The sequence below is a fragment of the Sphingobium sp. genome, from assembly GCF_033795625.1.
In the GTDB taxonomy this organism is placed as follows: Bacteria; Pseudomonadota; Alphaproteobacteria; order Sphingomonadales; family Sphingomonadaceae; genus Sphingobium.
Map to the genome: position 1 here is coordinate 1 of NZ_JARYGI010000062.1, position 11,241 is coordinate 11,241.

The following is an 11,241-nucleotide window of genomic DNA, read 5'->3' on the forward strand; positions in this document are numbered from 1 at the left end:
TGCCTCTTGCCCATTTCCAAACTCCTTCATAATCCAAAATAACAGAGATTCTGGACCACTCAGAAGGGGGCAGATCACAATAGCGATCGCCGCCGATCAAGAGCTTTCGGAGCAGTCCGTTCGCGAAGCGCTTGTCTCTCTCGCGCGCAAATCGCTTCTTCATCCCTCTCGTCAAAGCGGTGCGCTGGAATACCGCTTGCTGGAGACGACGCGGGCCTATGCACTTTTGGCTCCAGGTTTGCCGGACGAGCGCGAGCAAACGAGAGATCGCCACGCTCGATATTTTGCCACGTTGCTCGAAGGGTCCGACTTGGAAATTTACGATCCGATTGCTGGTCGACGGACCGCGCTGGGCTGGCAAGATGAATTACATGTCGCTTTGGACTGGGCATTCGCGGCTGATGCAACACTGGCAATAAGACTGACATTGGCGGCGGAGAGACTGTGGATCGAACTGGCTGGATTCGCCCACGCAACCCACTATCTCGGGCTTGCTCTGAAGCAGATCGGAGCCGCTTCGGCCGTCGATCCGCATTTGTACGCTCGGTTGCTCGTTGCCTATGCCACCGCTCATTCGGCGTTTCTGACGCGGGAAACCGATGATCCGGCACTGTACGAGGAGGCCTGGCACGCTGCGGAGAAAACGGAGGATGAGCTTCTTCAAGTCCGAGCGCTTTATGCGCTTATTCCCATTCTATCGCGCAAGAGGCTGCCGACGGATCGGTTGCTCAACGAATTCTTCCTAAAGGCAGCGAATTCAGATGACTGTTTCATTCAACAACTTCCTCTGATCATTGCCGCTTACGGCGATGTCGAAGGTTCGGACATGGCCTCGGCGCTGCAGAAATTTGAAAAGGCCATTTCAAATTGCCCCGAGGCGTCAAGGCGGCATTCCCTGTATTTCGGCCACGACATGATCGTCGGATCCGAGGTTACTGCGGCTCTCATCCGCTATTGGATGGGCTCTTTCGCGCAGGCGCGAGAGCAGTTGGCTTTGCTGGTCGAACGCGCGGAGGCAAGCGCCAATTCCCTTACATTATGGTTTGTCTTGGTCCACGGCGCCATCTGGTGCGAACTGCGTTCGGGCGACGCAGATTGTGCCGTGCGCTATCTTGAGAAATTGGACGTCGTTTCAAGGCAATACAAGCCATGGAGATCCATGGTGATCGCCTACAGTGCGATTCTGACCAGCGTGAAATATAAAATTGGAGACGCGAGCGAGGAGGAGCTGCGGGGCGCTGAACGCAGGTTCAGCGACACGATGGCCCACGACGACTATATGAAAAGCCAGGCCGGCTTATTCCATGTTCTCATGTTTGAACTCGCAGCGATCCGGATCACGCTCTCCGAATTTGAAGCAGCTGAACAAATTTTGGAGGAGGCTCTGGGTTTTTCCCAGAACGATGAGGACGTCCGGGTTATCGGCGTTCATCATCGCCTGTCCGCCGAACTCCTCATCGCACGCAATCGACCAGGCGACATCGAGAAGGCTCGGCCCTTATTGCAGCGGGCAATCGATCTGGCCAAGCTCCGGGGCGCTTATCTTTATGAAATGGAATCCAAGGTGAGCCTCGCCAAATTGGAGGTAGCTTCCGGTCGTCCAGACAAACCGAAAGGGTAATCGATCAACTCCTGAAGCAGGTCGAAGGCCGTCAGCACGTGCCTGGTCTCGAAGAGGTTGGCAAAATTCAAAGGCATTTGGACAGTCTGGCGGCGCGCGGTGCGCAGTGACAAGGAAAGCGACCAGCCGAGCGACGCCGACGCTCGAAATTCGAGCCCTTTGCTCACATTCCGGTTGTTGCTCCAGCACATGATCCTTCAGCGGGATGCGGTCCTCCCAGGCGATCGCCTGCCAATCCATGAAATCGCAGCCTTCAGGACTTGAGGGCATCGACAGCTTCGGTCCGCGACCCATCGTTCGGCTGTGAATTTTATTCCAAGGTTCTGGGAGCACGGCCCGGCTACTGCGAATGCAGAGCAGGGTGTATTTGAAACGCCGACGCCGGACGACGGGTCCGGGAACAGATCGGCGAAAAGGTTCATACAATTGCACTCAAGGATATCCTGCCCGGCAAGCTTGGCTTCGGCGCTGCGCCGCTCGGCAACATGTTCCGCGACATTCCCGAAGCGGAAGCGCAGGCGACGGTCGAAGCTGCGTGGGACGATGGCATCCGCTATTTTGACAATGCGCCTTTCTACGGTGCCGGCCTCGCGGAGATCCGCATGGGTCAGGCGCTAGCGGGCAAGCCGCGTGGGGATTATGTCATCAGCACCAAGGTCGGCCGGATCGTTCTCGAAGAGATCGACGAAGACGCGCGCGACAATGGCGAGAAGGGTGATGTGTTCGCGCATGGTCGCCCGAACAAGGTGGCCAACGACTATAGCGAGGACGCCACCTATCGCTCGATCGAGGACAGCCTGAAGCGGCTCAAGACCGATTATATCGACATCGCTTTCGTCCACGATGTCGCGCAGGATTTCTACGGCGACGAATGGCTCGATGTTTTCGAGAACGCCAGAAAAGGCGCCTTCCGCGCCCTCGACCGGATGCGCGACGAAGGGGTGATCAAAGCCTGGGGACTGGGCGTCAACCGAGTCGAGCCGATCGAGTTGCTGCTCAATCTCGACGAGCCGCGCCCGGACGCCTTCCTGCTTGCCGGCCGCTATACCTTGCTCGATCACGATCGTGCCCTTCAGCGTGTCACGCCCATGGTCGCCGAACGCGGGCTCGGGATCGTCGTCGGGGGACCCTATAGTTCGGGTGCGCTCGTGGGCGGTCCCAACTTCGAATATGCCCCCGCGACGCCGGCGATCCTCGCCAAGGTTGCGGCGATCAAGGCGATCGCCGACGCGCATGGCATCAGTATGAAGGCCGCCGGTCTCCAGTTCGCACTCGCCAATCCCGCCGTCGCGGCGGTGATCCCGGGCGCGAGCCGGCCGGGCCGCATTGCCGAGGACAGCAGGGCACTGGCGGAGCGCATCCCCGCCGACTTCTGGCGCGAGTTGCGCGAGGCAGGTCTGGTGAACCCGGCGGCCCCCCTGCCCATTAGCGACTGACCCCAAGATCAGCCGAACCTCGCGCACCTGCCGAAGCCAACGCTTCGGCAGGAGAGGACCGGCGTGTCCGCGCTTCGGCGCACCCAGATTGAACCAGAAAGGAGCATGACCATGCAAGATTCAGAAAATGACGCGGCCAATCTTGGCCGCCGCGAAATGCTTTTGACCGCCGGCGCCGCGATGATGGCTGGCGCAACCGCGAGCTCAGCACTCGCCGCCTCTCCTCCATCTCGCGGTATCAACAGCCTCTCGGCGGCCGCGCGCAACAGTGGACCGCTCGGCGCCCGTCTGCAGGGCGTTCAGCATTTCGGGCTGACCGTGCAGAACATGGAACGTGCGTATGAATTCTACACTGAGGTGCTGGGCGGCACCGAAGTGTTCCGCCATGGCGATTTCCAGGGCGATCCGGTGCAGAACACGCTGCTCACCGATCAGGAAATCCGCGCGAACGAACTGCATGTCGATCCGCAGACGATCGGCGTGCCCAATCTGCGCGACGGCGATCAGCGGCTCGATGTACGCTTCATCCAATTCGATAATGTCGTGATCGAGTTGCTGCAGTACCGCAACGCCGACGAGCCGATGGGTGGTCCGAACAGCTTCGCGCCGCCGGTCCAGAATATGAGCCCGGCATTCCCGCGCATGATGCACATCTGCTTCCATGTGCGCGACGACGTCGACTTCAACAAGTTCATCACCGACTTGGAAGTTGAATCCGCCCGGCGCGGCATGACGCAGGTGCGCGCCAATCGTATCGTCCGCGTCCGCTCCGAGGCCGAACGCAAGGCGGCGCCGGAGAGCGCCAACACCAACAAGGTGACGGTCGCCCCTTCGGATGGCTGGGAGCTGATCTACTGCAAGGGGCCCGAGGGCGAGCATCTCGAATTCGTCAAGGCACTCGGCCCGGTGAAGCAGCGCTTCGCCGACACCTTCGCCAAGCGCGAGCAGGCACTGAACGGCCAATAACCCCATTCCTTAGAAGGAGATCGACCATGCGTACCATTCTCATATCGCTGGCGGCGGGGCTGATGGTCGCAGGTTCGTGGACCGCGCCGGCGGCCGCCGAGCAAGCCACGGGCGTCAGTTATGCGCAGATTCCGAGCGGCGCCTATTCGATCGTCGCCGAAATCCGGGCGAAGCCGGGTAAGGAAGCGGAATTGCGCGAAGCCACGCTGCCGCTGATCGCGCTGGTGCGGAATGACCCCAAGAACCTCGTCTATTTCCTGCAGGAGGATCGGGCGGCGCCGGGGCATTTCATCTTCTACGAGGTGTTCGCGACCAAGGCGGATTTCGAGGCGCATAACGCCATGCCCTATGTGCTGGACTGGTTCGCGAAGCTGCCCGCGCTCGCACAGGGCGGCGTGCAGGTGATGCGGATGGAAGTACTGGGACTTGGCGGCCGGTGAGGCGCACGGCCGGGGCGGATTCTTGCCTTGGCCGCTTTCCTCAATCCCCGGCCAGAAAGCGCTGCATGCGCGGCACGGTGAAATCGAGAAAGGCGCGCACCCGCGCGGGCAGGAATTGCGCGCCGCGGAACAGCGCATGAATCTCATCCGCCATGCCGACGTCGCTGTCGCCGAGGATCTCGACCAGCTCGCCGCGCGCGATGGGTTGGCGCAGATGATAATCGGCCGCCCGCACGATGCCGACGCCGGCGATCGCCATCCGGCGCAGCGTCTCGCCATTGTTCGCGAGCAGCGATCCGCTGAGAATCCGTTCCACGATGCGCCCGCCCTCGCGCATCGGCCACACCGGCATGGCGCGGCGGAAATTGAAGCCCAGGCAATTGTGGCCGACAAGGTCCTCTGGCGTCTGCGGCGTGCCGTGGCGCGCGAGATAAGCGGGCGATGCGGCGATGCGGCGCCGCGTCTCCCCGATCCGACGCGCCATGAGGTTGGAATCGGCCAGCTTGCCGACCCGGATCGCGACATCGGTGCGATCGAGATAGAGGTCGACCACCTCGTCCGACAATGAAAGGTCGACGGCGATCTTCGGATAGGCGTCGAAAAAGGCCGGCAGGATCGGTTCGAGCGCAGCGGTGCCGAACGTCACCGAGGAGGTTACGCGAACCATCCCCTCCGCCTCGGCGCCCCCTTTGGCGATCTGCTGCTCGGTCTCGTCAAGTTCTCCGAGCAGCGCCTGGCTGCGTTCATAGTAGAATTGCCCCTCGCCGGTGAGAGCCAGCCGGCGCGTCGACCGCTCGATCAGGCGGACGCCGAGGCGCGCCTCCAGACGGGCGATCAGCTTCGACACCGTGGACGGTGTCATGAGCATGAGCCGTGCCGCCTCGGAAAAGCTGCCCGCTTCCACCACGCGCACGAATACCAGCATCTCGCCTGCACGATTGTCCATCTCGCACCCCTCGGGTGCGAGCCTATCAAATAGGGAGAGGGAAGTCTCGCCGCCGAGGTGTGCGTGATCCTCCCGCTGCTGTCGATTTACTAATTTTTACCGCCGGATCAGCCCTGCCGATGATAGCAAGTCTATGCCGTTGGCGCGATGCGGATGCTTTGACGCGGTCCCGCCAAGTATCAGCAGAGAAAGGAGCGCGCATTGCGGCGAAGACATGGCCACGTTGCATGGCGTTCGGCCACGCCTGAGGATTTGCTGCGCAGGCGGACCCACGGCGCCCCAATGCTGGCACAGGTCGCTATCACCCTGGCAGGCGATTGGGATTTGCTCTGATGCGCGGTACCGAGGCGTTTGAGCTGGTCCTTATCCTGCTCGCCCTCGTCGTAGCACTCCACTGGCTTGCGAAGAAATTGCACATACCACCGGCTACGGCCTTGCTGGTCGGCGGAGGTGGACTTGCTTTCATCCCGGGACTGCCTGCGGTTTCGCTCGATCCCGAACTGGCGCTCGTGCTCTTCCTGCCGCCGCTGCTGATGGACGGCGCCTATGGCACGTCACTCAGCCGTTTCCGTCGTCACTTGCCCGGCATATTGTCCCTGGCGGTAGGCGCGGTAATCTTCACGACGCTGGCAGTCGGCCTCGTGACCCATTGGATCCTTCCCGATCTGCCCTGGGCCGCCTGCTTCGCGCTGGGAGCGATCGTCTCTCCGCCGGACGCGGTCTCGGCACATGCCGTGCTCAAGGGCGTTACATTGCCGCGTCGGCTTGTCGCACTTCTCGAGGGCGAGAGCCTGCTTAATGACGCGACCGGCCTTATCCTGTTTCGGTTCGCCGTTGCAGCGACCATGAGCGGCGTTTTTCACGCAGGCGAAGCAATCCAGGATTTCCTTGTCGTGGCGATCGGCGGTGCGGCCGTCGGATTGGCATTGGCAGGCCTTTGGATCCTGGTGGTGCGACGTCTGGGTGACACGACATTGATCGTGATTGCGACGCTTTCGATGGGCTGGATCGCGTACCTTGCCGGCGAGGCGGTGCATGTCTCGGGCGTGATCGCGACCGTCGCTGCCGGACTGGTGCTCAGCTGGAACTACCACACGCTTCTATCGGCGGAGATCCGGATTCTCGGCAGTGCCGTCTGGGACATCATGGTGTTCCTTCTCGAAGCGTTCGTCTTCATCCTCATCGGTTTCTCACTACGAGGAGCAGTTGAGCGGCTCGACATGACTGCGGGTGTGCCGCTGTCCATGATCCAGCTGATCTTCGGTGGCTTGCTGGCGATCACCATCGCCCGCTTCCTCTGGATCTTCGGGGCCGAGGCAGTTCTCGTTCTTATGTGCAGGGCCGGCGTTGCGCGTGCGCGACCCCTGGGTTGGCGTCAGGCAACGGTGCTGGGTGCGGCGGGCATGCGCGGCGTCGTGACGCTGGCGGTGGCGTTGACCTTGCCCGCCGACATGCCCGGCCGCGACGCCATGTTGATCTGCGCTTTCGCGGTCATCTTCGCGACGGTCGTCGTCGTCGTACAGGGATCAACTCTCGGCCTGCTTATCCGCGCCGTCAGCCCTGAGGACACCGACCCCCCGGCCAAAATGGACCTGCCCGCGACCGAGAGCACAATGACTCACGCCCGAATGATCGTCGTGGAGAAACGAGCCTATGCGCCCGACGGCACGCTGATCCACCCCTTGCTGCTGGAGGAATATCACCGAAGAGTCGCGTTCATGGACCGTTATGCGGCGGATTCGGAATCCACGATGGAAGGCATGCGGCCGCATTTCGATGTCCTGCTTGAAGCCATCGCCGCCGCGCGAAGGAAGCTGGTCGAAGTCCACAGGGCGGGGCTGATCGAAGACGAGGTGCTTCACGCTTTGGAGCGCGATCTCGATGTCGAAGAAATGACTATCACATTCCAACGGGACGGTTAGTTTCCCGACCACTGCCACATCCTTGCAGCTGGAAACGACAGCGTTCGGTTCAAGAACAGCTCAGCGGCCTGAACCAGAAAAGAGGATCGCATCTTGTCCCACCGGTGACGCCCGGAACATCGTGATGAGGCAGCCGCTGATCGGTGAAATCCCCGGTCGATTCTCGACAGCAATCGAGACCTCGGGGTGCTTTTACTTCTTTTAACCACCAATGCGGATGCACCGATGTTAACCAGTGAGCATTGGCGTGAATGCGGGCCATCCGTTGCGCGCATAGGATACGGAAAGTTCTGCTTCCCGAGAAAGACGATCATGTGGTCGTCTCGCCGGGCTGGGTTGACGTTTTAATAGCGTGGGGCCGCAACGCTGCCGGGCTTAATCATGGTGCCGAGCCGCCCTTCGCCACAATTGGTTCAAGGAGATTGCAATGACCCAACATGTCCTGTTCATCGTCACAAACGCGGCCGTGCTCGGTCCGAAAAACCGCAAGACCGGCTTCTTCTTCGCCGAAATCGCCCATCCGTTCGAGGTTCTCGACAAGGCCGGGATCGCGGTGGAGTTCGCGTCACCTGCTGGCGGTTGGACGCCCTATGACGCCTATGACGAGACCGACCCAGCCCAGACGGCGTTCATGGAAAGTAAGGCCTTTCGCCGGCTGAATCGCAGCCGCAAATTGTCCGAGGTGGACGCGGCGGACTATGATGCCATCCTGGTGCCCGGGGGCCTCGGACCTATGGTCGACATCCAGCGCAATGCAGACGTGCAAAGGGCGATCGTGCGAGCCTGGACCACCGGCAAATTTGTGACAGCCGTTTGCCACGGCCCGTGCGCGTTGCTCGGCGTCGACGTCGGTGACGGCGTGCCGTTCGTGCAAGGCAAGAAACTTACCTCATTCTCGACGAAGGAAGAGTATGATTATGCCCGCGAGGACATGCCCTATGAACTGGAGGATGCGCTGAGAGCGGAGGGTGCCGAATACTCCTCTGCTGCCAACTGGGAGTCTCATGTCATCGTCGACGGTCGGCTCATCACCGGCCAGAACCCCGCCTCGGCAGGGGCGCTGGGGAAGGAATTGCTTGCCGCCCTCGAACGGACGGCAGTTCCGGCGTGACGCTGTGACGCGCGGCCTGAAACCTAACGGCTTGAACCCGTACCGGTATCTCACCTCTGGAAACGCGTCGCGCGGCTCACCTGAAACGGTTGTACTCGTGCATTTCATCGGGAAGACTTTGGATGACCCAATCACCAGTGAAGATCACAGCAAGCCTCACCGCCCATTCCGGCAAGGCGGAGGAACTGCACGCATTACTCCTCGGCATGGTGCCGCACTGCCGGGCTGAGCCCGGCAATTTGCGCTGGGATGTCTGGCGGGATTCCGCTCATGCCGAGCGTTATGTGCTCGACGAGCTCTATCATGACGCCGATGCGGCTGATGCGCACCGCAAGACGCCCCACTATCAGGACTATTTGTCCAGAATTCCCGCCCTGGCGGAACGCGCGGCGCTGGTGCTCGAGCCCGTCGAGGTCGGCTAGGCGCTCCCAGGCCGGAGGAAGAACATGGTTGAGGTCGTGCAAGCCTATGATCGCGCCCACATCGCCGACGTGCCGACCGATGACGCGATAGCGTTGGAGGCGAAGCTGGCGACGGCGCGCGCATTGTTCCAGGATCGCAAAACCTGGCTGCAGCCCCATCAGCGGATCGCGGTGCTGCACAAGCTTGCCGCACTGGTCGAGCGGCAGCATGAAGCATTTGCGATCCTGATCGCGCGCGAAGGCGGCAAACCCTATTCGGACGCTCTGATCGAGGTCGACCGCGCGATCGATGGCATTCGTTGCGCCGCCGACCTGCTCCGCATGCGCGGCGGCGTCGAGGTACCGATGGGACTGACCCCGGGGAGCGTGGATCGACGCGCCTGGACGATTAAGGAGCCGATTGGCGTGGTGGCGGCGATCTCGGCCTTCAACCATCCGCTCAACCTCATCGTCCATCAGGTCGCGCCCGCCATCGCCACCGGTTGCCCGGTGATCGTGAAGCCCGCCATGGCGACTCCGTTGTGCTGCCTGGAACTCGCGAAGCTCGTCCACGAGGCTGGCATGCCGGAAGGCTGGGTACAGACGTTGCTGCCCAAAAATCGTGAGCTCTCCGAGAAATTCGCAAGCGACGCGCGCGTCGCGTTCCTGAGCTTCATCGGGTCGGCCAAGGTCGGCTGGCATCTGCGCTCGATCCTCGCACCCGGCACGCGGTGTGCGTTGGAGCATGGCGGCGTCGCTCCCGTGATCGTCGACCGGACCGCCGATCTCGATGCGATCATCGAGCCGATCGCCAAGGGCGGTTACTATCATGCCGGACAGGTCTGCGTGTCGGTTCAGCGCATCTATGTGCATGCGGCACTCAAGGCGGCGTTCCTCGACCGGTTTGCCGCTCGGGTCGACCAGCTGCGCGGCGGCGATCCGATTTCGGCCGAAACCGAGGTGGGGCCGCTGATCGCGCCTGCGGAAGCTGACCGGTCGAGAGCTGGACCGAAGAGGCCGTCGCCGCGGGCGCGCGTCTGATCGGTGGTGGCCGCGAAAGCGAGACCACCCTGAAGCCGGCGATCCTTGTCGATCCGCCCCGCGACGCCAAGGCGTCGACGCACGAGATTTTCGGCCCTGTCACCTGCGTGTACGGATACGACCAATTGGGTGAAGCGATCGCGGCCGCGAACTCGCTTCCGGTCGCTTTTCAGGCCAGTATATTTACCGAAAATCTGGCCGTCGCCTTCGACGCGGCCGAGAAACTCGACGCGTCGGCGGTGATGGTCAATGATCACAGCGCATTTCGCACCGACTGGATGCCTTTCGCCGGACGGCGCGAGTCCGGCCACGGTATCGGCGGCATTCCCTACACGGCTGCCGAGATGACCGCAGAGAAGATGATCGTCTTCAAGCGCTGACAGCATCTTGCTGCTGTACTGATCGGTCGCTCGGTCCTTCGATCAATTCGATCCGCATCTGCTGGTGGCGCAGGCGCCAAGTCCGCGTCAGGCGCAGTACCACCGGCGAAATCAGCCAAGTGATCGCGGCGGACATGGTAAGCGACGTCACTGCAAGACGCGCGAGAAGAGTGGCCTGCGGAATCAAGCGATCGAGCAACGCAATCAGTCCGACCAAGAGCGGGAAGGTCACGATCCAACTCGTCACGAAGATTTTCCATCTCGGCCCTGCCACGTGGCTCGGCACAATGACACGCGCGACGGGTCGGTCGATCGTGCAAAGCTCACGAAGCGAATGCGCTTCGAGCGCTTCGATCATGCGTTGATGGTCTGCAGAGGATCGCCACGCCGTCAGTGCTTCTTGGCTCGCGAAATGCGAGATCAGAAAGCTGACGCCGTTCTCCTGCTGAACGAGCAGCGTCGCCAGATGATCTACCGAGCGCCGGTCACCCGCAAATGTCTCTTCGAAGGTGTGCGCCGCAAACAGCTCATGACCGCTTTGCGAAATCAAGCTGGTTATTGTCGTGAAGACATTCCTATTTGTGGTGCTCATGGCGTCGGAGTTCCTGCCAAAAGCCTGTCGTAGGCTCGATCAGCGGATTGGCGGGTAAAATGTCGTTAAATTTGCGGTCGGTCGGCTTCGGAACGATCATCATCTGGGCATCCGGCTGGTCGGGCCTTGTCCGAAATACATCTACAAATTTCGGACAAATGAGTGAGCCCCTAGACCTAAGAACCCGCATTCTACAGCGGATTAGCGCCGGTATGCCGCGAAGCGTATGGACGGCGGCGGACTTTCTCGACCTCGCTACGCGCGACGCCGTCGACAAGGCTCTCCAGCGTCTCGTCGCAACCGGCACTCTCCGCAGGATCGACAGAGGCCTATATGACAAGCCGGACTTCAACAGCCTCACCAAGGCGCCGAATCCCGCTGATCC

The 11,241-nt window shown here is 61.4% G+C and carries 10 protein-coding genes and 1 pseudogene; 9 read left to right on the forward strand and 2 right to left on the reverse strand.

Features of this window, described 5'->3' with window-relative positions; all coding sequences use genetic code 11:
- The 4 genes from QHC67_RS18060 to QHC67_RS18075 form a co-directional block, all read left to right on the forward strand.
- On the forward strand, positions 1-1,621 hold a 1,621-nt coding region (locus tag QHC67_RS18060; RefSeq protein ID WP_319296441.1), incomplete at its 5' end, for a hypothetical protein.
- Between the two features lie 425 nt (positions 1,622-2,046).
- Entirely contained in the window at positions 2,047-3,057 is a 1,011-nt protein-coding gene (locus QHC67_RS18065) for an aldo/keto reductase (RefSeq protein WP_319296461.1), read from the forward strand.
- 111 nt (positions 3,058-3,168) lie between these two features.
- On the forward strand, positions 3,169-4,023 hold the full coding sequence (locus QHC67_RS18070; protein ID WP_319296444.1) for a VOC family protein: 855 nt from the start codon (positions 3,169-3,171) through the stop codon (positions 4,021-4,023).
- 26 nt (positions 4,024-4,049) lie between these two features.
- Entirely contained in the window at positions 4,050-4,463 is a 414-nt protein-coding gene (locus tag QHC67_RS18075; RefSeq protein ID WP_319296447.1) for a putative quinol monooxygenase, read from the forward strand.
- Positions 4,464-4,503: 40 nt separating this feature from the next.
- Here the strand turns inward: QHC67_RS18075 and QHC67_RS18080 are convergent, their stop codons facing one another.
- On the reverse strand, positions 4,504-5,409 hold the full coding sequence (locus QHC67_RS18080) for a LysR family transcriptional regulator (RefSeq protein ID WP_319296450.1): 906 nt from the start codon (positions 5,407-5,409) through the stop codon (positions 4,504-4,506).
- 332 nt (positions 5,410-5,741) lie between these two features.
- Here QHC67_RS18080 and QHC67_RS18085 point away from each other — a divergent pair, with 332 nt between their 5' ends.
- From QHC67_RS18085 to QHC67_RS18100, 4 genes and pseudogenes are all read left to right on the forward strand, one after another.
- Complete coding sequence (locus QHC67_RS18085; protein WP_319296452.1) at positions 5,742-7,331, forward strand: Na+/H+ antiporter; 1,590 nt, start codon at positions 5,742-5,744, stop codon at positions 7,329-7,331.
- A gap of 427 nt (positions 7,332-7,758) precedes the next feature.
- Complete coding sequence (locus QHC67_RS18090; RefSeq protein ID WP_319296454.1) at positions 7,759-8,442, forward strand: type 1 glutamine amidotransferase domain-containing protein; 684 nt, start codon at positions 7,759-7,761, stop codon at positions 8,440-8,442.
- Positions 8,443-8,564: 122 nt separating this feature from the next.
- The gene (locus QHC67_RS18095; protein ID WP_319296456.1) at positions 8,565-8,864 is read left to right on the forward strand and encodes a putative quinol monooxygenase; all 300 of its coding nucleotides are present in this window, start codon (positions 8,565-8,567) and stop codon (positions 8,862-8,864) included.
- A gap of 24 nt (positions 8,865-8,888) precedes the next feature.
- A pseudogene (locus QHC67_RS18100) lies at positions 8,889-10,264 on the forward strand (aldehyde dehydrogenase family protein).
- On the opposite strand, the gene QHC67_RS18105 reads toward QHC67_RS18100, so the two are convergent.
- The gene (locus QHC67_RS18105; RefSeq protein ID WP_319296459.1) at positions 10,254-10,856 is read right to left on the reverse strand and encodes a hypothetical protein; all 603 of its coding nucleotides are present in this window, start codon (positions 10,854-10,856) and stop codon (positions 10,254-10,256) included. The pseudogene QHC67_RS18100 and the gene QHC67_RS18105 sit on opposite strands and share 11 nt — an antisense overlap.
- A gap of 212 nt (positions 10,857-11,068) precedes the next feature.
- On the opposite strand from QHC67_RS18105, the gene QHC67_RS18110 reads away from it, so the two are divergent.
- On the forward strand, positions 11,069-11,241 hold a 173-nt coding region (locus tag QHC67_RS18110; protein ID WP_319296463.1), incomplete at its 3' end, for a DUF6088 family protein.

Bases quoted from the DNA above. Each gene is read 5' to 3' on its own strand.
- QHC67_RS18075 (WP_319296447.1), top strand. From the start codon at position 4,050: ATGCGTACCATTCTCATATCGCTGGCGGCGGGGCTGATGGTCGCAGGT.
- QHC67_RS18090 (WP_319296454.1), top strand. From the start codon at position 7,759: ATGACCCAACATGTCCTGTTCATCGTCACAAACGCGGCCGTGCTCGGT.
- QHC67_RS18095 (WP_319296456.1), top strand. From the start codon at position 8,565: ATGACCCAATCACCAGTGAAGATCACAGCAAGCCTCACCGCCCATTCC.
- QHC67_RS18070 (WP_319296444.1), top strand. From the start codon at position 3,169: ATGCAAGATTCAGAAAATGACGCGGCCAATCTTGGCCGCCGCGAAATG.
- QHC67_RS18085 (WP_319296452.1), top strand. From the start codon at position 5,742: ATGCGCGGTACCGAGGCGTTTGAGCTGGTCCTTATCCTGCTCGCCCTC.
- QHC67_RS18080 (WP_319296450.1), bottom strand. From the start codon at position 5,409: ATGGACAATCGTGCAGGCGAGATGCTGGTATTCGTGCGCGTGGTGGAA.
- QHC67_RS18105 (WP_319296459.1), bottom strand. From the start codon at position 10,856: ATGAGCACCACAAATAGGAATGTCTTCACGACAATAACCAGCTTGATT.